Genomic DNA, 22897 nt, shown 5'->3' with positions numbered 1-22897 from the left:
CCCCCGACCCCCCGCGAACGGACGCCCCGAACACGCGAACGGAAGCCCCGTCGCCCGCGAACGGAGGGTTTGTGCACGTCCCACCTCTTCGAACAACCAGCCCTGTCGGTCGGCGCGCCTAATGTGGAAGCCGTGCCAAACACCTCTCCCGGTTGGATCCGCCGGCTGAGTGCCGCCTGCTGGCGGCACCGCCGGCAGGTCGTGCTGTCCCTCGCCGCCTCGGTGATCGGCGTCGGCTTCCAGGCCGCGGGTCCGGTGCTGGTGAAGCTCGTCGTCGACGATGCTGTCGCCGGCACGACCGCCCGGCTCGCCTGGCTGGTCGCCGTGTTGATCCTGATGGAGCTGTCCACGTTCGTGACCGCGTTCGTGCGGCGTTACCTCGGCGGTCGGCTCGCGCTCGACGTGCAGCACGACCTGCGCCAGCAGGTCTTCGGCGCGGTCCAGCGGCTCGACGGGGCGAAGCAGGACGCGCTGCGCACCGGCCAGGTGGTCTCGCGCTCGATCACCGACCTGCAGATCGTGCAGGGCCTGCTCATGATGGTGCCGCTGTCGATCGGCACGGTCGTGTTCGCGCTGGTCGCGTTCGGCGCCATGCTGTGGCTCTCCCCGGCGCTCACGCTGATCGCGCTGGTCGTCATGCCGGTCGTGGCGGTCGTCGCGGTACGCAGCCGCCGCGTGCTGTTCCCCGCGTCCTGGTCGGCGCAGCAACGGGCGGCCGACCTCGCCCAGCACGTCGAGGAGACGATCACCGGCGTCCGCGTGGTCAAGGGCTTCGGCCAGGAGTTCCGCGAGATCAACCGGCTCGACCGGGCCGCCCGCACCCTGTTCGCCGAGCGGATGCGCACGGCGCGACTCACCTCCCGGCCGGCGGCCACGCTCGTGGCCATGCCAGCGGCCGGCCAGGTCGCGGTCCTGGCGGTCGGCGGGTTCATGGCCATGAACGGCCAGGTCACGCTCGGCACGTTCCTGGCGTTCGCGAGCTACGTGGCCAACCTGGTCGGCCCGACCCGGCTGCTGTCGAGCCTGATGGTCAACGTGCAGCTGGCGCGTGCCGGCGTCGAGCGCGTGTACGAGCTGATCGACTCCCACCCGACGGTCGTCGACGCGCCGGACGCGGTGGACGTGCCGGCGGGCCCGGCCGGAGTGCGGCTGGACGACGTCCGCTTCGGGTACACCCGCAGCGACCCGGTGCTGGACGGCATCTCGTTCGAGGTGCGGCCGGGCGAGACGCTGGCGCTGGTGGGCACCGCCGGCTCCGGCAAGTCGACGGTGTCGCTGCTCCTACCCCGCTTCTACGACGTGCACGAAGGCGCGATCTGCGTGGCCGGCGTGGACATCCGGAAGCTGCGGCTGGCGTCGCTGCGCGGCACGGTCGGCGTGGTCTTCGAGGAGGCGTTCCTCTTCTCGGACAGCGTGCGCGCCAACATCGCCTACGGCCGGCCGGACGCCACCGACGAGGAGATCAGGACGGCGGCGCGGGCCGCGCAGGCCGACGGGTTCATCTCCGAGCTGCCCCACGGCTACGACACGGTGGTCGGCGAGCGCGGGCTGACGCTGTCGGGCGGGCAGCGGCAGCGGGTGGCGCTCGCACGAGCGTTGCTGTCGGACCCGCGCGTGCTGGTGCTGGACGACGCCACCTCCGCGGTGGACACGGCCACCGAGGCCGCCATCCACGACACGCTGCGGGCCGTCACGCGGGACCGGACCACGCTGCTGATCGCGCACCGCAGGTCGACGCTGTCGCTGGCCGACCGGATCGCGGTGCTCGACCGCGGCAAGGTCGTCGACATCGGCACCCACGACGAGCTGACCGCGCGGTGCGAGCTGTACCGGTCGCTGCTGGCCGGTCCCGGCGAGGCCATCGAGGATGAGACCCGGCGGCGGGACGTCCTGGAGCCCGGCCCCGAGGGCTGGACGCCGGAACTGTGGCCCGCCGAGATCGACGACGAGGTGGGCACCACCCGTACCCCCGAGGTCTCGATCGGCGGGGCCCGGCGTGGCGGCGCCGCGGGTGGCCGGATGGCCGGTGCCCTGAACGGCGCGCCACCGACGCCGGAGCTGCTGGCCTCGGTCGCCGCCCTCCCGCCGGCCAGCGAGGAGCCGGTGCTGCGTGGCGAGGACCCGACGGCGCCCGACCCGAACTTCCGGCTGCGCGGTCTGCTGAGGCCGGTGCGGCTCATGCTGGCGGTCGTGGCCGGGCTGGTGATCGTCGACGCGGTGCTGACCATGGCGCTGCCGATGCTGGTCCAGCAGGGCGTCGACAACGGCGTGGTCACCCACGACACCACCGCGCTGTGGGTGGTGACCGCGATAGCGGCGGTGCTGGTGTGCCTGAGCTTCGCCGACAACGCGGTGAACACCATCCTCACCGCGCGGGTCGGCGAGCGGCTGCTCTACCTGCTGCGGGTGCGGAGCTACGCCCACCTCCAGCGGCTCGGGCTCGACTACTTCGAGCGCGAGATGGCCGGGCGGATCATGACCAGGATGACCACGGATGTGGACGCGCTGTCGACGTTCCTGCAGACCGGGCTGACGAGCGCGCTCGCGAGCGTGCTGACGGTCGTGGCGATCACGACCGCACTGGTGGTCACCGACGCCGGGCTCGCGCTGGTGGCGCTGGCCGTGCTGCCGTTTCTGATCGTGGCGACGGTGATCTTCCAGCGCCTCGCCACGTCGGCGTACTCGCAGGCCCGGGAGCAGGTCAGCGCCGTGAACGCGGACATGCAGGAGAACGTGTCCGGGCTGCGCGTCGCGCAGGCCTTCACGCGGGAGGAGCACTCGGCGAAGGAGTTCGCGGCACGCAGCGACACCTACCGGCGCACCCGGTTGCGGGCGCAGCGCTACGTGGCGACGTACTTCCCGTTCGTCGCGCTGCTGGCCGGGGTCGCGCAGGCGGCCGTGCTGGCCGTCGGCGCGCGCGGGGTCGCGGCCGGCGACCTGCCGATCGGCGTGCTGCTGGCGTTCATGCTGTACCTGAACCTGTTCTTCGCCCCGGTGCAGCAGCTGTCCAGCGTGTTCGACGGCTACCAGCAGGCACGGGTGGGCCTGCACCGGATAGCCGACCTGCTGCGCACGCCCAGCTCGGTGGAGCCGCCGGTGGAGCCGGTCCCGGTGCCGGCGAAGCTGGCGGGCGCGGTGGAGCTGCGGAACGTCACGTTCACCTACCCGGGCGCGGACCGCCCCGCGGTCGCGGACCTGAACCTGCGGGTGGCACCGGGTGAGACGGTGGCGCTCGTCGGCGCCACCGGCGCGGGCAAGTCCACGGTCGTGAAGCTGGTGGCGAGGTTCTACGACCCGACGGCGGGCCAGGTCCTGGTCGACGGCGTGAACCTCCGCGACTACGACCCGTCGGAGTTCCGCAAGCGGCTCGGCGTGGTTCCGCAGGAGGCGCACCTGTTCAGCGGTGACGTGGCCAGCAACGTCGGCTACGGCGCCGCCTCGGACCTGGACACGGTCGGCACGAACGGCGACCGCGCGGCCATCGAGTCCGCGGTCCGCAAGGTGGGTGCGTTACCGATGGTGGCCGATCTCCCCGCGGGCTTCCGGCAGCAGGTGGGCGAGCGCGGGCAGGGCCTCTCCGCGGGTCAGCGGCAGTTGATCGCGCTGGCGCGGGCCGAGCTGGTGCAGCCGGACGTCCTGCTCCTGGACGAGGCGACGGCGGCGCTGGACCCGGCGACGGAGTCGGTGGTCCTGGCGGCGAGCGAGCACCTGGCCGCGCCGAGGACCACGTTCGTGGTGGCCCACCGCCTGGCGACGGCGGCCAGGGCCGACCGCATCGTGGTCCTGGACGGGGGCCGATTAGTGGAGGAGGGCACACACGAGGAGCTGCTGTCCGCGGGCGGCCGCTACGCACGGCTGTGGCGGCACGGCACCGCCGAGTACTCGGCAGAGGTGCCCGACCACTCAGCGCTGTGAACCGACCGTCCACCGATCAAGGTCGTCGCGCCTGGTGGGACGGGGCCAACAGCGCCGTACCGCTCATCCCATGTGGCGGACCATACCGTGAGGTATTCACCACAGTTGGCCAGGACAAAGCGGGCGAAGCAGGCGCCTACACTTGTGGTTGGACCGAATGCTGAACCGCTGGGAGACAATGCGAGTATCACCGTCAGCGGCACCCGGGGGCGCATTCGATCACCTACGTGACCTGCGGTCCTTCTTCCGAGTCGGCACCACGCGACTCCCGTAGGGGACTAGCCTGAGGGTGCGAAGTCCGTATCACTAACAGATCGAGATAGATAGAGGCGAGTGCCTGCCGTGTCCAGCAGCAGCCCTGCGTCGCAGTTCGGCCCCAATGAGTGGCTCGTAGAGGAGATGTACGAGCAGTTCCTCGCTGACCCGTCGTCAGTGGACTCAGCGTGGCATGACTTCTTCGCCGACTACAAGCCGACACAGCGCGTGGCGAACAAGGCCGCGGGCGAAACGAAGAGCGACTCCGGTGCCGCGAAGACCGCGACCGTTGCCAAGTCCACCAAGCCGACAACGCCGGCCACGTCCGGCGAGACCAACGGCCAGGCCAGGACGGCGACGACCCCGCACAAGGCCGAGCCGAAGCCCGCACCCAAACCCGCGCCGCAGCCCGCCGCCAGGCCGGCCGCGAAGACCGACGCGAGGCCGGAGCAGAAGCCCGCGCCCGCGAAGTCCGCCCCGGCCAGGCCGGCCGCGGCCAGGAGCGACACGAAGCCGGCCGCGGCCAGGGCGGACGCGAAGCAGGACGGCGAGGAGGTCAAGCCACTGCGTGGCGCCGCCGCCCTGATCGCGAAGAACATGGACATCTCGCTGACCATCCCGACCGCGACGAGCGTGCGGGCCGTGCCGGCGAAGCTGCTGTTCGACAACCGCATCGTGATCAACAACCACCTGAAGCGCACGCGCGGTGGCAAGGTCTCCTTCACTCACCTGATCGGGTACGCCCTGCTCCGGGCGCTGGGTGACTACCCGAACATGAACCGGCACTACGCCGAGGTCAACGGCAAGCCGAACATCGTCACGCCGGAGCACGTCAACCTCGGCCTGGCCATCGACCTGCCGGCCAAGGACGGTGGCCGCACGCTGGTCGTCGCGTCCATCAAGAACTGCGAGAGCATGAACTTCGCGCGGTTCTGGCAGGCCTACGAGGACATCATCCGCAAGGCCCGCGCGGGCGCGCTGACCGCGGACGACTTCGCCGGTACCACGATCTCCCTCACCAACCCGGGCACCATCGGCACCAACCACTCGATGCCGCGCCTGACCAAGGGCCAGGGCGCGATCATCGGCGTCGGCGCCATGGAGTACCCCGCGCAGTACCAGGGCACCAACGAGAAGACCCTCACCGAGCTGGCCGTCAGCAAGATCATCACGCTGACGTCCACCTACGACCACCGCATCATCCAGGGTGCGGAGTCGGGTGAGTTCCTGCGCCGCGTGCACCAGCTCCTGTTGGGCGAGGACAACTTCTACGACGACATCTTCACGTCGCTGCGCCTGCCGTACGAGCCGGTCCGCTGGGTGGAGGACATCCCAGAGGGCGCGATCGACAAGACGACCCGCGTCATCGGTCTCGTCGACACCTACCGCACCCGCGGCCACCTGATGTCCGACGTGGACCCGCTGAACTACCGCCAGCGCAAGCACGAGGACCTCGACATCCTGTCCCACGGCCTCACCCTGTGGGACCTGGACCGCGAGTTCCCGGTCGGCGGCTTCGCCGGCAAGGAGCGGATGAAGCTGCGTGACGTCCTGGGCGTGCTGCGCGACAGCTACTGCCGCACGGTCGGCGTCGAGTACACCTACATCCTCGACCCGTCCGAGCGCCGCTGGATCCAGCAGCGCGTGGAGGTCCCGCACGCGAAGCCGCCGCAGGCCGTGCAGAAGTACATCCTGTCGAAGCTGAACGCGGCCGAGGCGTTTGAAACGTTCCTGCAGACGAAGTACGTCGGCCAGAAGCGGTTCTCGCTCGAGGGCGGCGAGTCGGTGATCGCGCTGCTGGACACGATCCTCGACAAGGCCGCCGAGTACGAGCTGGACGAGGTCGTCATCGGCATGCCGCACCGCGGCCGGCTGAACGTGCTGGCCAACATCGTGGGCAAGCCGATCTCCCAGATCTTCCAGGAGTTCGAGGGCAACCTCGACCCGGGCCAGGCCCACGGCTCCGGCGACGTGAAGTACCACCTGGGCGCGGAGGGCAAGTACTTCCGCATGTTCGGCGACGGCGAGACCAAGGTGACGCTGACCGCCAACCCGTCGCACCTGGAGACCGTCGACCCGGTGCTCGAGGGCATCGTCCGCGCCAAGCAGGACCTGCTGGACAAGGGCCACGGCGGCTTCACGGTCCTGCCGGTCGCGCTGCACGGCGACGCGGCGTTCGCCGGCCAGGGCGTGGTCGCGGAGACGCTGAACCTGGCCCTGCTGCGTGGTTACCGCACCGGCGGCACCGTGCACGTGATCATCAACAACCAGGTCGGCTTCACCACGGCGCCGGAGCACTCGCGCTCGTCGCAGTACGCGACCGACGGGGCGAAGATGATCCAGGCGCCGGTGTTCCACGTGAACGGCGACGACCCGGAGGCGTGCTACTGGGTGGCGCAGCTGGCCATGGACTACCGCCAGGCGTTCAACAAGGACGTCGTGATCGACATGGTCTGCTACCGCCGCCGCGGCCACAACGAGGGCGACGACCCCTCGATGACGCAGCCGGCGATGTACGACATCATCGACACGAAGCGCAGCGTCCGGAAGACCTACACCGAGGCGCTCATCGGCCGCGGCGACATCTCGGTCGACGAGGCGGAGAAGGCGCTGCGGGACTTCTCGAGCCAGCTGGAGCACGTCTTCAACGAGGTGCGCGAGCTGGAGAAGCACCCGGTCACGGCGAGCCCGTCGGTGGAGTCCGAGCAGCAGGTCCCGGCGAAACTGTCGACGAACATCTCCCACGAGGTGCTGGAGCGGATCGCCGACGCGCACGTCAACCTGCCGGAGGGCTTCTCCCCGCACCCGAGGGTCAAGCCGGTCCTGGAGCGTCGGGCGAAGATGGCGCGCGAGGGCCACATCGACTGGGCGTTCGCGGAGCTGCTGGCCTTCGGCTCGCTGAACCTGGAGGGCCACATGGTCCGCCTGGCCGGCCAGGACTCGCGACGCGGCACGTTCGTCCAGCGGCACGCGGTGATCGTGGACCGCAAGACGGGCAAGGAGTACGTCCCGCTGCAGAACCTGAGCGAGGACCAGGGCCGGTTCCTGGCCTACGACTCGGCGTTGTCGGAGTACGCGGCGCTCGGCTTCGAGTACGGCTACTCGGTGGCCAACCCGGACGCGCTGGTCCTGTGGGAGGCCCAGTTCGGCGACTTCGTGAACGGCGCCCAGTCGGTCATCGACGAGTACATCTCCTCGTCGGAGGCCAAGTGGGGCCAGCGCAGCGACGTCGTGGTGCTGCTGCCGCACGGCCACGAGGGCCAAGGCCCGGACCACACGTCGGGCCGCATCGAGCGCTGGCTGCAGCTGTGCGCGGAAGGTTCGATGACGGTGGCGGTCCCGTCCACGCCGGCGAACTACTTCCACCTGCTGCGCCGCCACGCGCTCGACGGCGTGGCGCGTCCGCTCGTGGTCTTCACCCCGAAGTCCATGCTGCGCAACAAGGCTGCGGTCAGCTCGGTGGAGGACTTCACCGACGAGGCGCGGTTCAGCCCGATCATCGACGACCCGACCCACCCCGACCCGTCGAAGGTCACCAAGCTGCTGCTGGTGTCCGGCAAGCTGTACTACGAGCTGGCGGCCGAACGCGAGCACCGCGGTGGCGTCGACGACGCGGCGATCGTCCGCGTCGAACAGCTGTACCCGGTCCCGGTCAAGCGCCTGGGCGCGATCCTCCAGAAGTACCCGAACGTGGAGGAGGTCCGCTGGGTGCAGGAGGAGCCGGCCAACCAGGGCGCGTGGCCGTTCTACGGGCTGCACCTGCGCGAGCTGTACCCGGACCTGCCGAAGCTGGTCCGCGTGTCCCGCCGCGTGATGGCCGCCCCGTCGGCCGGCTCGGGCAAGGTCCACGAGGTCGAGCAGCGCGAGATCATCGAGAAGGCGTTCAGCTGAGGCATGTACTTCACCGACCGAGGCCTCGAAGAGCTGCAGGAACGCAGAGGCGACGAGGAGGTCACGCTGTCCTGGCTGGCCGCCAAGATGCGTGACTTCGTCGACGCCAACCCCGAGTTCGAAACCGCCGTCGAACGCCTGGCCACTTACCTGGCCAGAGACGACGAGGACGACGAGTGACTGTGGCGGCCCCGAATCCGGGGCCGCCACGGTATTACCAGGCGTACGCCTCCGGGGCGGGCTTCGCGCCGTTCGGTCCCGGCGGCGGGAACAGCTCGTCCAGGCGTGCGAGGGCCTCGCTCTCCAGCTTCAGGTCCACCGCGGTCAGGGCGCCGTCCAGGTGCTCGATCGTGCGAGGGCCGATGATCGGGCCCGTCACACCCTCCTGGTGCAGCAGCCACGCGAGTGCGACGTTGGCCGGGTCGGCCCCGAGGTCGACCGCCAGCTTCTCGTACGCCTCGATGCGGTCGCGGCCCGCCTCCAGGACCTGCGCGGCCCGGCCGCTGTTGGAGCGCACGGTGGCACCCTCCCGCTGCTTGCGCAGTACACCGCCGAGCAGGCCGCCGTACAGCGGCGACCACGGGATCAGGCCGATGCCGTAGTGCCGTGCTGCCGGCAGTACCTCCAGCTCCACCCACCGGGACGCCAGGTTGTACAGCGACTGCTCACTCACCAGGCCGAGGAAATGCCTGCTACGGGCCGCTTCCTGCGCCTGCGCGAGGTGCCAGCCGGCGAAGTTCGACGAGCCGAAGTACAGCACCTTCCCCTGCAGGCGCAGCACGGAGAAGCCCTCCCAGATCTCGTCCCACGGCGTGTTCCGGTCGACGTGGTGCATCTGGTAGAGGTCGATGTAGTCCGTCTGCAGCCGGCGCAGCGACGCGTCCGCCGCGCGGCGGATGTTCAGCGCGGACAGGCGGTTCTCGTTCGGCCACTCACCCATCTTGCCGTACAGCTTGGTGGCCAGCACGGTCTTCTCCCGGCGTCCGCCGCCGCGGGCGAACCACCGGCCGATGATCTGCTCGGTGACCCCCTCGCCCTGCTGCCAGCCGTAGACGTTGGCGGTGTCGAAGAAGTTGATGCCGTGCTCGTGGGCGTGGTCCATGATCGCGTGACTGTCCTCTTCGGACGTCTCCGGGCCGAAGTTCATGGTGCCGAGCACCAGCCGGGACACGGACAGGCCGGAGCGGCCGAGCTGGGTGTACTCCATGGCACCAACGTACGCCGGCAGGCGAGAATGGGCCCATGCCGGACGACGAGCCCGAGTGGATCCCGCTCGACGCGAACCCCCACGCGGACGACAAACGCGACATCCTCGACGCGACCGGCGAGGACGTGAAGTACCGCCGCCTGGTCTGGATCGCGCTGGTCATCGGCGTGCTAGCGGTCGCGCTGGTCGTGTGGCTGGCGCTGTAGCACACCCTTGCGCCACACGGCGTACGTCAGCGGCACCCCGGGTCGGTAGGCGAGGTGCGTGACCGACGGCGCGTCCAGCACGTGCACGTCCGCCCGCGCGCCGACCCCCAGCACACCCACGTCGTCCCGCCGCAGCGCCCGGGCCCCGCCCCACGTGGCCGCGCGGACGGCCTCCTCGACCGACATCCGCATCTGCAGCACGGCCGTCGCCACGCAGTAGGCCATCGACGACGTGTAGGAGGAGCCGGGGTTGCAGTTGGTGGCCAGCGCGACGGTGGCGCCACTGTCCAGCAGCTGGCGCGCGTTCGGCAGCGGTTGCCGGGTGGACAGGTCGCACGCGGGCAGCAGGGTCGCCACGGTGTCCGACTGCGCCAGAGCGTCCACATCGGACTCGCTGAGGTACGTGCAGTGGTCGACGCTCGCGGCACCCAGTTCGACCGCGAGCCGCACGCCGGGACCGTGGCCGAGCTGGTTCCCGTGCACGCGCAGGCCGAGCCCCCGCGCCTTGGCGGCGGTCAGCACGGCCCGGGACTGGTCCTCGTCGAAGGCGCCCGTCTCGCAGAAAACGTCGGCCCAGCGGACGTGCGGTGCCACGGCGTCGAGCATCTCGCCGCGCACCAGATCGACATAGTCCACTGTGGACATATCCGCCGGGACGAGGTGCGCGCCGAGGAAGGTGACCTCGTCGGCGTGCGCCGCGGCCAGCTTCGCCGACCGCAGCTCGTCGGCCACCGTCAGGCCGTAGCCGGTCTTCGTCTCCAGGCATGTCGTGCCCTGCGCGACGGCCTCGGCCACGTGTCGGCGCAACACCGCGGTCAGGTCGTCGTCGGACGCGGCCCGGGTGGCCGCCACGGTGACCGCGATGCCGCCGGCGGTGTAGGGCTCGCCGGCCATCCGCGCGGCGAACTCCCCCGTCCGGTCACCGGCGAACACGAGGTGCGTGTGGCTGTCGACCCAGCCCGGTAGCACGGCCCGACCCTCTATATCCGTAGCGGTGTCCGCGGCGGGTGCCTGTGCCGCCGGTCCCACCCACGCCACCCGGTCCCCGTCGAGCACCAGCGCGGCGTCGGTCAGCACCGGGCCGTCATTGGTGGTCAGCTCGCCGATCCCGGTGATGAGCACGCTCACGTCCACAGCTCCTCGATCGCCTCACGCAGCAGTTCGCCCACGTCACCGAGCAGTTCGTGGTGCCCCTCGGCCGCGATGACCCGGCCGTTGGCGACCACCGTGTGCACGTCGGCGGCGGTCGCCCCGTACAGCACCTGGGTGGGGTGGCAGCCGGCGGTCCGCACGCTGTCCAGCCGCACGGCCACCAGGTCCGCCGGCGCGCCTTGCTCGATGCGTCCCGCATCAGGCCAGCCCAGCGCCGCGTTACCCGCCGAGGTGAGCGCTGCCACCAGCTCGTCCGGCGACAGGCGGCCCCGCTGCCCGGTCCGCAGCCGCTCGCCGTGCTCCAGGGCCCGCGCCTCCACCAGCGGATCGACCACGGCGTGCTGGTCGGTACCCAGCGACAGCGGCGCACCGGCGTCCAGCAGCTCACGTGCCGGCCCGATGCCGTCGGCCAGGTCCGCCTCGGTGGTCGGACAGAAACACGCGGCGGTCTTCGAGGTTCCCAGCGCCGCTACATCTGTCGAGGAGAGGTGGGTGGCGTGCACGGCGGTCGTGTGGGGGCCCAGTGCGCCGGAGTCGGCCAGCAGCCGCACCGGCGTGCGCCCGTACGCGGCCAGGCACGCCTCGTTCTCCGCCGGCTGCTCGGACACGTGGACGTGCAGCGGCCGTCCCTCCACTATGGACGCGATCTCGGCGATGGCCGGTGCCGGCACCGCGCGGACCGAGTGGATGGCCGCGCCGACCCGGGTGAACGGCCGGTCGTGCCGGGGCTGGGCCCGCTCGGCCCATGCCTCGACGCTGCCGTCGGAAAATCGTTGCTGCTCCGGGGAAAGCGGTGTGTCGATGCCACCGGTGAGATAGCAGGTGTCGAGCAGGGTCAGCCGGATGCCGGCGGCGAGAGCGGCCTCCCGCACCGCTTCCCCCATCGCGTTCGGCTCCGCGTACCGGCCGCCGCCGGGCGGGTGGTGCAGGTAGTGGAACTCTCCCACCACCGTGAACCCGGCAACGGCCATCTCCGCGTACACGGCGGTCGCCAGCCGGAGGTAGCTGTCCGGGTCGAGCCGCGAGGCCAGCTGGTACATGGCGTGCCGCCAGGTCCAGAAGGTGCCGCCGCCGTGGTGCGTGCGACCCCGCAGCGCGCGGTGGAAGGCGTGCGAGTGCACGTTGGCGAACCCGGGGAACACCAGCCCCCGCAGCACGTGCGCGCCAGCGGGCGGCCCGTCGGACGTCGTGGAGACGGACGCGATCCGACCGCCGTCGTCGACCTCGACGACCGCGCCGCGCACGAGCTGGGCCGGCTGCCACGCGTACTCGCACCAGTAGGTGGTCATCCCGCCAGCTGCCCCAACACGGCCGCGAGCGCGGTCACGCCGGACTCGCAGTCCTCGGGTTCGGCGTACTCCTCCGGCGCGTGCGAGACGCCGGTCGGGTTGCGCACGAACAACATCGCGGTAGGCACCTGCGCGGCGAGCACACCGGCGTCGTGCCCCGCGCCCGTCGGCAGCGTCGGTATGCCGCCGAGCGCGGCCGCGATCCGGTCCCGCAGGCCGGCGTCGAAGTGCACGGTGTCGCCGTACGACTCCTCGGTGACGGTCAGCGCGCACCCCTCCCGCTCGACCGCGTCGTTCGCCAGCTCCTGGATCCTGCCGAGCACCCGGCGCGTGCTGGCGTCGTCGGGCCCGCGGGCGTCCAACCAGACGTCCACGGAGGACGGAATCACGTTGGTACCACCGGGGTTCGGCACCAGCCGACCGACCGTGGCCCGCGCGTCGTCCACCTCGGATGCCGCGATCCGCGTCGCCAGCACCATCTCCGCGGCCGGCACCATCGGGTCGTGCCGGTCGCCGAGCAGCGTGGCACCGGCGTGGTTCCCCTCACCGGTGAACCGGAACCGCCAACGCCCGTGCGCGAGGATCGAACTGGCGACGGCCACGGGCGCACCGAGGTCGATCAACCCACGCCCCTGCTCGACGTGCAACTCGACGAACGTGCCGATGGCCGCGAGCGCGTCGTCGTCCCGCCCGAGCCGCGCGGGATCGAACCCCGCCCCGGCGACGGCCTCGGCCAACGTCACCCCGTCCGGATCCCGCAGCCCACGCGCGACCTCGGGATCGACGGCACCGGACAACAGTCGAGACCCGAGACACGGCACACCGAACCGCCCACCCTCCTCCTCAGCGAACACGACCAGGGCAAGCGGCTTGGCCGGCGCGAACCCACGCTCCCGCAACATGTCCACAGCGGACAACGCCGACACCACCCCAAGCGGCCCGTCAAACGCGCCACCCCCAGGCACGGAGTCGAGATGACTCCCGGTCACCACGGCCCCGACCCCCGGCTCACCCCACCAGGCCCACAAATTCCCGTTGCGATCCCCCTCAACGGCCAACCCCCGCCGCCCCGCCTCACCGACGAACCACTCCCGCAACTCCAACTCAACCCGATCAAACCCGTGCCGGGAGTACCCCCCACGCTTGGCATCGCGCCCAACACCCTCAATGGCAGCCAACAACTCGACGGCGGTGCTCATCGCCCACCTGCGTTCGCGGCACCAAAACTGTCGGTGCCCTCCGGTAGCGTTGAAACCGGGGGACCCCCAGGCCCACCAATGGGACTTTCGCTCGAACTCACCGGGTGAACTCGTTGCCACTCAGCGTTCGCGGCGATGGGGCTGTCGGTGGTCGTCGCTAGGCTGGAGTTCGGGGGGCCGGAGGCCGCAGTTGATCTTGTCGCAGTCGGAGCAGTCGGAGCAGTCGGAGCAGTCAGAGCAGTCAGAGCAGTCAGAGCAGTCAGAGCAGTCGGAGACGCGCTGGTCATGGCATCGGCACCGTGACGCCGCGGGAGGCGGCGACCGCGCGGGCGTCGTCGTAGCCGGCGTCCACGTGGCGGATCACGCCCATGCCGGGGTCGTTGGTCAGCACGCGGGCGATCTTCTCACCGGCGAGCGGGGTGCCGTCGGCCACGGTGACCTGGCCGGCGTGGATCGAGCGGCCGATGCCGACGCCGCCGCCGTGGTGGATCGACACCCAGCTGGCTCCGGACGCGGTGTTGACCAGCGCGTTCAGCAGCGGCCAGTCGGCGATCGCGTCGGAGCCGTCGGCCATGGCCTCGGTTTCCCGGTATGGCGAGGCCACCGAGCCGCAGTCAAGGTGGTCGCGGCCGATCACGACCGGTGCGGATAGCTCGCCGCTCGCGACCATCTCGTTGAAGCGCAGGCCGGCGAGGTGTCGCTCGCCGTAGCCGAGCCAGCAGATGCGGGCCGGAAGTCCTTGGAAGGCAACGCGTTCGGCGGCCATCCGGATCCACCGGGCCAGGGACTCCTTCTCCGGGAACAACTCCAGGATCGCCCGGTCGGTCGCGGCGATGTCGGCCGGGTCGCCGGACAGGGCGGCCCACCGGAACGGCCCCATGCCCTCGCAGAACATCGGCCGGATGTAGGCCGGCACGAAGCCCGGGAAGTCGAACGCGCGGTCGCAGCCGCCGAGCTTGGCCTCGCCGCGGATCGAGTTGCCGTAGTCGAACACCTCGGCGCCGGCGTCCATGAACCCGACCATGGCGTCGACGTGGTCGGCCATCGAGTCGCGGGCGCGGTCGGTGAACTCGTCCGGCTTCTTCGCCGCGTAGTCCGGCCAGTCGTCGAGGTCGATACCCTTCGGCAGGTAGGCCAAGGGGTCGTGCGCGGACGTCTGGTCGGTGACCACGTCGATCTCGACGCCGCGACGCAGCAGCTCCGGCACGACCTCGGCCGCGTTCCCGATCACGGCGACGGACAGCGCACGGCCTTCCTTCTTGGCGGCCGAGACCCGCGCGACGGCATCGTCCAAAGAGGACGCGACCTCGTCGAGGTAACGGGTCTCGACGCGCCGGTGCGCGCGGGCCGGGTCGACCTCGACGCACAGCGCGACGCCCTCGTTCATCGTGATGGCAAGGGGTTGCGCGCCCCCCATGCCGCCGAGCCCGGCGGTCAGCGTGAGGGTGCCGCGCAGCGACCCGCCGAAACGCTTGCGCGCCACCGCGGCGAACGTCTCGTAGGTGCCCTGCAGGATGCCCTGGGTGCCGATGTAGATCCACGACCCGGCGGTCATCTGGCCGTACATGGTCAGCCCCAACGACTCCAGGCGGCGGAACTCCGGCCAGGTGGCCCAGTCGCCGACGAGGTTGGAGTTGGCGATCAGCACGCGGGGCGCCCACTCGTGCGTGCGCATGACGCCGACGGGCTTGCCGGACTGCACGAGCAGCGTCTCGTCCTCGCGGAGCGCGGTCAGCTCGCGGGTGATCGCGTCGAAGCTCGCCCAGCTCCGGGCCGCCCTGCCGGTGCCGCCGTAGACGACGAGGTCGTCGGGCCGCTCGGCGACCTCCGGATCGAGGTTGTTGTGGAACATCCGCAGCGCGGCCTCGGTCTGCCAACTGCGGGCGGTCAACGTGGTCCCACGCGCGGCGCGGACAGGACGGGGTCCAGCGGTCATGGCAGTTCTCCCGATCGGATCAGGGCCTCGGCGGCGGCTATCTCCGGAGCCAGATGGCGGTCCGGGCCGGGCCCGGGGACGGTGCGGCGCAGCGCGGCGACGGCCTGCGCCGTGGCGGGTGCGGGGGTGAGCGGGGCACGGAGGTCGAGAGCGCGGGCGGCGGTCAGCAGCTCGACGGCCAGCACGGTGGTGAGCCCGTCGACCGCCGTGCGCAGCTTGCGCGCCGCGGACCAGCCCATGGACACGTGGTCCTCCTGCATGGCCGAGCTGGGGATCGAGTCGACGGACGCCGGCACCGCGAGCCGCTTCAGCTCCGAGACGATCGCCGCCTGGGTGTACTGGGCGATCATGTGCCCCGAGTCGACGCCGGGGTCGGCGGCGAGGAACGGCGGCAGGCCGTGGCTGCGCGTCGCGTCGAGCATCCGGTCGGTGCGCCGCTCCGCCATGCTCGCCACGTCGGCGACCGGGATCGCGAGGAAGTCCAGCGTGTACGCGACGGGCGCGCCGTGGAAGTTGCCGTTCGACTCGACGCGCCCGTCCGGCAGCACCACGGGGTTGTCGATGGCGGCAGCCAGTTCTCGGTCCGCGACCGTTTCCACGTAGGCCACCGTGTCGCGGGCCGCGCTGTGCACCTGGGGAGCGCAGCGCAGCGAGTACGCGTCCTGCACCCGGTTGCAGTCCGGCCCGCGGTGGGACGCCATGATCGCCGAGCCGTCCAACAACCGGGTCATGCGTGCCGCCGACACCGCCTGCCCGGGGTGTGGCCGCAGGGCCTGCAGGTCGGCGGCGAACACCCGGTCGGTGCCGAGCAGGGCCTCGACGCTCATGGCCGCGGTGAGGTCGGCGACGTCGAGCAGCCGGTGCAGGTCGTGCAGGGCGAGCACCAGCATGCCGAGCATGCCGTCGGTGCCGTTGATGAGTGCCAGCCCCTCCTTCTCGGCCAGTTCGAGCGGGGCGATGCCGGCCTCGTAGAGGGCGTCGCGGGCAGGTATGCGCTTGCCGTCTACCTCGACCTCCCCCTCTCCCATGAGCGCGAGGGCGACGGCCGAGAGCGGCGCGAGGTCCCCCGAGCACCCGAGTGACCCGTACTCGTGGACGATCGGCGTGATACCCGCGTTGAGCAGGTGTGTAAGCGCATCCACGGTCTCGGGTCGGATGCCGGTGCGCCCGGTCGCGAGGGTCCGCAGCCGCAGCAGCATGAGGCCGCGCACGACCTCGACCTCGACGGGCCGCCCGGCCCCCGCGGCGTGCGAGCGGATGAGTGACCGCTGGAGCGCGCCCCGCCGGTCGAGCGGGATGTGCCTGGTGGCGAGGGCGCCGAACCCGGTCGACACCCCGTAGGTGGGGGTCGCGGCCTCGGCGAGCCGCTCGACGTGGTCCCGGGTCTTGGCGACCTCGGCGAGCGCGTCGGCGCTGACCTCGACCGGCGCGCCGCCCCGCACCACCGCGACAACCTGCTCGCGGGACAGCGGCCCGCCATCGATCACGACCATGACCTACATCTCAGCGCGCCCGGGCCGGCGGCACGACCCGACAACCGGCGAGACAGTCTGGTATTCCAGACAGATGACCGACATACCCGCGCTTCGCCGAGGTCTGGCGGTGCTGCGCCTGCTCGCCGGCCGCGCGGGTCCGGTGACCGCGGCGTACGTGGCACGCGAGCTGGCTCTGCCGCGGTCGACCACCTACCACCTGCTGGCCGAGCTGGCGGAGGCCGGGTTCGTGACGCACCTGCCGGAGGAGCGCCGGTACGGCCTGGGGCTGGCGGCGTTCGAGCTGGGCTCGGCGTACCTGCGGCACGATCCGCTGGAGCGGCTGGCACGCCCGGTGTTGCAGGCGTTGATCACCCGGACGAACCACGTGGCACAGCTGGGCGTGCTGCACGGCCGGGAGACCCTGTACCTCGTGCGTGAGCAGCCGGTGCGGCACGCGACCGTGGTCACGGACATGGGTGTGCGGCTGCCGGCCCACCTGCCCGCCTCGGGCCGCGCGATGCTGGGTGGGCTGCCGGCGGCGCAGGTCCGCGCCCTCTTCCCGGACCGGTCGGCGTTCGTGGACCGGACGGGTCGCGGCCCGCGGGACCTCCCGGCCCTGCGGCGCCTGCTCACCGAGTCCCGCCGCCGCGGCTGGGCGGTCGAGGACGGCTACGTGACACCGGGTTTCGCGTCGGTGGCCGCGCCGGTGCTGGACCACGGTGGGCACCCGATCGCGGCCATCTCCACCACGTTCCGGCACGAGTGCGCGCCGGAGTGCGGTGCGACGTGGCCGGAGCTGGCCGAGGAGACCCGTCGCGCGGCGGCCGAGCTCGCCGCGCGGATCGGCGGTACTCGCGGCTGACAGGTTGCTGCCACGCTCCCCGCGGTCGCCGGCCCAGCGCGGAGGATGCGCGAGGTGGCAGGTCGGTTGACGGCGGACGAGCACGCGAGGGTGGCCGACGCCGCCCGGGCCGGCGACGTGACCGCCATGATGACGCTCGCCGGGCACCACCTCGACGCGGACGAGTTCGACCGGGCCGAACCGTGGTGGCAGCGCGCGGCCGGGCTCGGCAGCCTCGACGCCGTGCACCTGCTCGGCGCGCTGCGCCTGCGGCAGAACCGCGTGGCCGAGGCCGAGGCGCTGCTCCGCCAGGCCGCGAAGGCCGGTTCCGGCAAGGCCATGCTGCTGCTCGCCGGGATGTACGGGGCGGCCGGCCGCACCGACGAGGCGAGCCGGTGGCTGGTCGGCGCGGCCGAGCACGACGACCCGGACGCCGCCTTCCAGCTGGCCACGGCGTGTGCGACGCACGGCGACCCCGCCGAGGCGGGGAAGTGGTACCGCCGCGCGATGGACAACGGTTACCGCGACCGGGACCGCGTGCTCACCGCCCTCGACCGGCTGGCGGCGCAAGGCGGGCGCCTCGGCACGGCGGGGCCGCCGGCCAGCGGGCCGAACGCCGCCACCAGCGCGGACCACTCGGCCGCCCGCGGAGGCAGGTAGCGAAGCGTTCGTCGCGGACCCGAGTGCGAAAAAGTGGCCGCGCCCGGCGGGAAACCGGGCGCGGCCACCGAGGAACGAAACTCAGAGACCGGCCTTGGACAGCCAGTCCTTCGCCACGTCCGAGTACTCCGGCTTGTCCGGGGCGTTCAGCGCGGCGTTCAGCTCCTGCAGGGTCTTCGTGTCCAGCTTGGCCGACACGGCGTTCAGCGCGTCCTTGACCGTGTCGTTCACCTTGTCCTTGTTGATCAGGGGGACGACGTTCTGGGCCGCGAAGTTGCTCTTCGGGTCGTCAAGCACGACCAGGTGGTTGGCCTCGATGGCCGAGTCCGTGGTGAAGATGTCCGCGGCCTGGACCGTGCCGTCCAGCAACGCCTTCGTCGTGATCGCACCCGGTTCCAGTGCGCTGAAGGACTTGAACGTGCAGCCGTAGGTCGCCTTGAAGCCCGGGATGCCGTCCGGGCGCTGCTGGATCTCCGGCGGTCCGCCGAACGTCACCTCACCGCAGTGCGGCACGAGGTCCTCAATGGACTTGAGCTTCCACTTGTCCGCCGTCTCCTTGGTGACGACGATCGCGTCCTTGTCCTCCGCCTCGGCCTTGTCCAGCACCGTGAGGTTGTTCGGCAGCGTGCTCTGCAACGCCGTGTACACCTCGTCCGGCGCGGTCTCCTTGGCCTGCTTGTTCAGGAACTGCAGCAGCGTGCCCGTGTACTCGGGGATCAGGTCGATGGAGCCGTCCTTCAGGCCGTCCATGTACTTCTCGCGGCTGCCCAGGTCGAACTTCCTGGTCACGCCGACGCCCTTGCCCTCGAGCACCTGCGCGTAGATCTCGGCGAGCAGCTGACTCTCCGGGAAGTTGGCCGACCCGATGGTGATGCTGGTCGAGCCCCCCGAACCGGCGGCCGACGACGTGTTCTCGGCCAGCGGGTCATCGGAGCCGCCGCACGCGGAAACGGCCAGCGTCGCCGCCAGGGCCATCGCCACACCGGCGATACTGCGTTTCATTCTCAATCTCCTCATGTGGACTTTCCAACGAGTTCCGGCGTCGGCTTGCGCCAGATCCGGGCCGTGCGCCTGCGGGTAGCGGTGTTGCGGAGCCCCGGGGACACCGCGACGCGTTGCACCACCTCCAGCACGCCCTCGACCACCAGCGCCAGCACGGCGATGACGATCGCGCCCGCCGCCATCTGCGGGTAGCCGTCCGGGGATCCGGCGCCGGCGTTGTTGCCGTCGATCACGAACCGGCCGAGGCCGCCGAGGGCCACGTACGCCGCGATCGTCGCGGTCGCGATCACCTGCAGCGTGGCCGAACGGATGCCGCCGAGGATCAACGGGAGCGCGTTCGGCAGCTCCACCTTCCACAGCACCGTCGAACCACGCATGCCCATGCCCTGCGCGGCGTCGACCACCGCGCGGTCCACGTTGCGCACGCCCGCGTACGTGCCGGCCAGGATCGGCGGCAGGGCGAGGATCACCAGCGAGACCACCACCGGCAGGAGGCCGACGTAGGTCAGCAGCACCAGCAGCGTCAGCAGGCCGAGCTCCGGCAGTGCGCGCAGACCGTTGGACAGGCCGGCGATCAGGAACGTGCCGCGGCCGGTGTGGCCGATGATCGCGCCGAGCGGGACCGCGATCGCGGCCGCGACGACCACGGTCAGCGCCGTGTAGCCGAGGTGTTCCAGGATGCGTGTGGGGATGCCGGTCGGCCCGCTCCAGTGGGCGGGGTCGAACAGCCAGTGCAGCGCCGAGTTCATCGGGTCGCCCCCTGTCGCGCTCGGGTCCACGGCGTGATCAGCTTGCCCGCCGCCAGCAGGAACGCGTCGATGATCAGCGCGATGACCACGATCAACGCGATCGAGATGACCATCTCCACCGCGTTGTTGCGCCGGAAGCCCTCGGTGATCAACCCGCCCAGGCCGCCGATGCCGATCAGCGCGCCGACCGCTGTCAGACTCATGGCCGACACGGCCGCGACCCGCAGCCCGGCGACGATCACCGGGATCGCGAGCGGCAGCTCGACCGACAGGAACCGTTTGGTGGGGCGGAAACCGACGGCGGTGGCCGCGGCCGTGACCTCGCCGGGCACGGCGAGCAGCGCGTCGGTGTCGGAGCGGACCAGCAGCGCGATCTTGTTGATCGCGAGCGGGACCTGGACGTTCAGCGGGTCGATGATCTTCGTGCCGATCAGCAGCGGGACCAGGGTGATCAGCGCCAGCGACGGGATCGTGTACAGCACGCCGGCCAGCGGCACGAGCACGAGCCGCACCGCGGGCCAGCGGCTCGCGGCCCAGCCGAGCGGGATCGAGACGACCAATCCGAAGAGGACCGGGAGCAGCGCGAGGTACAGGTGGTCACCGGTCGCCTCGGCGATCTTGTCGACGTTGCGCGGGAGCCACGGCCACGGCCAGTCGACGTTCACGCGGGCACCTCACCGGTCTTCCGCGCCCGCGCGAGGGCGTCGAGCACGGTGTCGGCCCTGACGCCGCCCGCGACCGCGCCGTTCCCGTCGACCGCGATGCCGAGACCGGCCGGCGAGCTGAGCGCCGAGTCGAGCGCGCTGCGCAGCGACCCGTCGTCCACTCTGTACAGCGAGCCGCCGGAGACCAGGTCGTCGACGTTGATCCTGTCCAACGTGGACAGCAGGTCGGTGGAAAGCCAGCCGAGTGGCCGGTTCTCGTCGTCGACCACGATCACCCAACCGTCCGTGGTCTCCGCGTCGGCGGCCCGCGCGCCCACCCGGGCGGTCGCGACCGGGCCGACGGGCACGCCGTCCGCCGCGAGGAAGCCGAGCGCGCGGTAGCCGCGGTCGCGGCCGACGAAGGACGAGACGAAGTCGTCGGCGGGCTTGGCCAGCAGCTCCGACGGCGTGGCGTACTGGGCGAGCCGGCCGCCGACCCGGAAGACCGCGACCTTGTCGCCGAGCTTGATGGCCTCGTCGATGTCGTGCGTGACGAACACGATCGTCTTGTCCAGATCGGACTGCAGGTGGAGCAGCTGTTGCTGGAGGTCGTCGCGCACCACGGGATCGACGGCGCTGAACGGCTCGTCCATCAGCAGGACGGGCGGGTCGGCGGCGAGCGCGCGGGCCACGCCGACGCGCTGCTGCTGGCCGCCGGAGAGCTGGACCGGGTAACGCTTGCCCAACTCCGCGGGCAGGCCGACGAGCTCCAACAGCTCGCGTGCCCTGGCCCGCGCGGCGCGCCGGCTGGCGCCGGTGAGCAGCGGCACGGTGGCGACGTTGTCGAGAACCGTGCGGTGCGGGAAAAGCCCTGCCTGCTGGATGACGTAACCGATGCCGCGCCGCAACAGCGGCGGGTCGGACTCGCGAATGTCCTTGCCGTCCAAGAGAATCGTGCCACCGGTCGGGTCGATCATCCGGTTGATCATCCGCAGCGAGGTTGTCTTGCCACAGCCGGACGGCCCGACGAACACGGTGATCCGGCCGGCGTCCACAACGAGGTCGAGGGAGTCGACCGCAACCGTTCCGTCCGGATACTTCTTGGTCACGGCCTTGAACTCGATCATTCCCCGAGTCTCCTCAGATCGAGACGGCCTCTTGCCGGCCGCAGGTCCGATAGACCCTAGCCTGAACCACCGACAGCGGCAGGGCATCCCAGCATCTGGCGCCCGCGGCCGGGGTAACCGTACTACGCCGTTCGGCCCAACGTGATCAGATCGTCATCCGACACGTGGTCCGAAGTGCGCTTCCGCCCCCTGACCTCCCGAAAATCACTCCGACGGTTCGCACTGGGTGTCACGACCACAGTACTGTAAGCGACACGCTGGCGCCTCGCCTAGGGCGATGCGCCACTCGCCCCTCACCCGCCAACCGGCTGCCACCCGCGTTCGAAGCTCGTCAGGCGATGGAGTTAGGCACGTTTCGATGTGGCCCGAAGTAGCCGATGTGCACCTTTCTGGTCTGGGCAGAATAGTGGAAGTAGATGCGCGGGGCCAATGACCCGCCGCCCTCTGCGATCTTGATGTGCGCTTCCATGAAGATTTCCCCGGAAGGGTCGACGCTTGTGTCAACGGGGAAGACGCGCTTCTCCCGTAGCCGGTCATTGCCCTTGAGAGTTTCGCTCTCAACCATCGCGAGTTTCTTCGGGTTGGCTGACCACGCGAGTGAATGCTTCGAGTCCTTGCACCACGTCCAGAACGTTCCCGCGTTCTCGCCCTCCGCGAGATCCTTGGCATAGGCATGCAGCGCACGGAAGGCTCGCCACGAGGCGCTACCCCAGGAGCGAGCTTCGACACAGGTGTCGATGTCCTGGAGATCGACGGACGCGCTCTCCGGGAAGTCCAGGTAGTCGTTGAGATACTGGCGCGCCACATCCGCTGCCTCGCTGGGTAGCACGACGTCGGCGGGCGGACCGTCCGTCGTGACCACGGACTCTCCGGGGTGCGCCTTCCGCAACCTGGCTAGCTGCGTTCGTGTTTCGCTCAACTCGTGTCGAAGCCAGTTGTTGTTCGCCTCGAGCGACTGATTCTCGTCGAGGAGCGCGAGGTAGGACTGGTCAGCGGTAGCGATGCGATCGCTGAGGTCGGAGTTTTCCGTGAGTGCGAGGTCGAGCAGCTCATCCGTGTCACGTTTCTCCGCCGCGCCGGTCTCAAGCAGTCTCAATGCCCACTCGTAGCTGTCCGGCGGCCGGCGCGTACCGGCCCGTACCACCACGGCACGGCTGATGAGCTTGCCCGCAGCATGTACGTTCCTGATGTACCGCGGCAGGATCGTATAGCGATGCCGCCATTCCTCGCTCAAGGCCGGGTCGAGGCCGGGGAGATAGATGCGAAAGGCACCGTCGCGGACGGAGTACGACTCCTGGATCGCCGCCGCGAGCCTGGTCCCGTCGGAATCATCGACCGAGCAAACCAAT

General features: G+C 70.8%; 17 protein-coding genes. 6 read left to right on the top strand and 11 right to left on the bottom strand.

The features are described from left to right. The first annotated feature begins 132 nt into the window (after positions 1-132). The 3 genes from ACJ73U_RS19730 to ACJ73U_RS19720 all read left to right on the top strand — a co-directional run bounded on the left by ACJ73U_RS19730 (position 133) and on the right by ACJ73U_RS19720 (position 8241). Positions 133-3915 (top strand): ABC transporter ATP-binding protein, encoded by a 3783-nt coding sequence (locus ACJ73U_RS19730; protein ID WP_407779126.1) that lies wholly within the window; start codon positions 133-135, stop codon positions 3913-3915. A gap of 342 nt (positions 3916-4257) precedes the next feature. Then, positions 4258-8061: a multifunctional oxoglutarate decarboxylase/oxoglutarate dehydrogenase thiamine pyrophosphate-binding subunit/dihydrolipoyllysine-residue succinyltransferase subunit gene (locus ACJ73U_RS19725; RefSeq protein ID WP_407779125.1), complete on the top strand. Its 3804-nt coding sequence runs from the start codon at positions 4258-4260 to the stop codon at positions 8059-8061. Positions 8062-8064: 3 nt separating this feature from the next. Next, a complete protein-coding gene (locus tag ACJ73U_RS19720; RefSeq protein ID WP_407779124.1) occupies positions 8065-8241 on the top strand; it encodes a DUF6104 family protein in 177 nt (58 codons plus the stop codon). A 34-nt stretch (positions 8242-8275) separates the two neighbouring features. Here ACJ73U_RS19720 and ACJ73U_RS19715 read toward each other — a convergent pair whose 3' ends face one another. Beyond that, positions 8276-9268 (bottom strand): aldo/keto reductase, encoded by a 993-nt coding sequence (locus tag ACJ73U_RS19715; RefSeq protein ID WP_407779123.1) that lies wholly within the window; start codon positions 9266-9268, stop codon positions 8276-8278. Positions 9269-9303: 35 nt separating this feature from the next. Between ACJ73U_RS19715 and ACJ73U_RS19710 the strand changes: the two genes are divergently transcribed. After that, positions 9304-9474, top strand: coding sequence for a hypothetical protein (locus ACJ73U_RS19710; protein WP_407779122.1), 171 nt, complete (start codon positions 9304-9306; stop codon positions 9472-9474). Here ACJ73U_RS19710 and hutI read toward each other — a convergent pair. The 5 genes from hutI to hutH all read right to left on the bottom strand — a co-directional run bounded on the left by hutI (position 9439) and on the right by hutH (position 16543). Next, positions 9439-10602 carry an imidazolonepropionase gene (gene hutI, locus ACJ73U_RS19705; protein ID WP_407779121.1) on the bottom strand — a complete coding sequence of 388 codons (1164 nt, stop codon included), beginning with the start codon at positions 10600-10602 and terminating at the stop codon, positions 9439-9441. The genes ACJ73U_RS19710 and hutI overlap by 36 nt on opposite strands. After that, a complete protein-coding gene (locus ACJ73U_RS19700; RefSeq protein ID WP_407779120.1) occupies positions 10599-11915 on the bottom strand; it encodes a formimidoylglutamate deiminase in 1317 nt (438 codons plus the stop codon). Before ACJ73U_RS19700 ends, hutI begins: the two co-directional genes overlap by 4 nt. After that, positions 11912-13114, bottom strand: coding sequence for an allantoate amidohydrolase (locus ACJ73U_RS19695; protein WP_407779119.1), 1203 nt, complete (start codon positions 13112-13114; stop codon positions 11912-11914). The genes ACJ73U_RS19700 and ACJ73U_RS19695 overlap by 4 nt, the downstream gene beginning before the upstream one ends. A 283-nt stretch (positions 13115-13397) precedes the next feature. Next, complete coding sequence (hutU, locus tag ACJ73U_RS19690; protein ID WP_407779118.1) at positions 13398-15050, bottom strand: urocanate hydratase; 1653 nt, start codon at positions 15048-15050, stop codon at positions 13398-13400. Then, positions 15047-16543 (bottom strand): histidine ammonia-lyase, encoded by a 1497-nt coding sequence (gene hutH / locus ACJ73U_RS19685; RefSeq protein WP_407779117.1) that lies wholly within the window; start codon positions 16541-16543, stop codon positions 15047-15049. Before hutH ends, hutU begins: the two co-directional genes overlap by 4 nt. A gap of 73 nt (positions 16544-16616) precedes the next feature. On the opposite strand from hutH, the gene ACJ73U_RS19680 reads away from it, so the two are divergent. Continuing rightward, entirely contained in the window at positions 16617-17387 is a 771-nt protein-coding gene (locus ACJ73U_RS19680; protein WP_407779116.1) for an IclR family transcriptional regulator, read from the top strand. A gap of 54 nt (positions 17388-17441) precedes the next feature. Further along, positions 17442-18026: a tetratricopeptide repeat protein gene (locus ACJ73U_RS19675; protein ID WP_407779115.1), complete on the top strand. Its 585-nt coding sequence runs from the start codon at positions 17442-17444 to the stop codon at positions 18024-18026. Positions 18027-18107: 81 nt separating this feature from the next. On the opposite strand, the gene ACJ73U_RS19670 is transcribed toward ACJ73U_RS19675, so the two are convergent. The 5 genes from ACJ73U_RS19670 to ACJ73U_RS19650 form a co-directional block, all read right to left on the bottom strand. Beyond that, complete coding sequence (locus tag ACJ73U_RS19670) at positions 18108-19028, bottom strand: glycine betaine ABC transporter substrate-binding protein (RefSeq protein WP_407779114.1); 921 nt, start codon at positions 19026-19028, stop codon at positions 18108-18110. Between the two features lie 11 nt (positions 19029-19039). Beyond that, complete coding sequence (locus ACJ73U_RS19665) at positions 19040-19777, bottom strand: ABC transporter permease (protein ID WP_407779113.1); 738 nt, start codon at positions 19775-19777, stop codon at positions 19040-19042. After that, positions 19774-20442 (bottom strand): ABC transporter permease, encoded by a 669-nt coding sequence (locus ACJ73U_RS19660; RefSeq protein ID WP_407779112.1) that lies wholly within the window; start codon positions 20440-20442, stop codon positions 19774-19776. Before ACJ73U_RS19660 ends, ACJ73U_RS19665 begins: the two co-directional genes overlap by 4 nt. Then, positions 20439-21548 (bottom strand): ABC transporter ATP-binding protein, encoded by a 1110-nt coding sequence (locus ACJ73U_RS19655; RefSeq protein ID WP_407779111.1) that lies wholly within the window; start codon positions 21546-21548, stop codon positions 20439-20441. The genes ACJ73U_RS19660 and ACJ73U_RS19655 overlap by 4 nt, the downstream gene beginning before the upstream one ends. Before the next feature lie 331 nt (positions 21549-21879). Then, on the bottom strand, positions 21880-22897 hold a 1018-nt coding region (locus ACJ73U_RS19650; RefSeq protein ID WP_407779110.1), incomplete at its 5' end, for a hypothetical protein.

Source organism: Actinophytocola sp. (assembly GCF_045807065.1).
In the GTDB taxonomy this organism is placed as follows: domain Bacteria; phylum Actinomycetota; class Actinomycetes; order Mycobacteriales; family Pseudonocardiaceae; genus Actinophytocola.
Note: the sequence above shows the minus strand (reverse complement) of the source record. Positions and strands in the feature narration are given on the sequence as shown.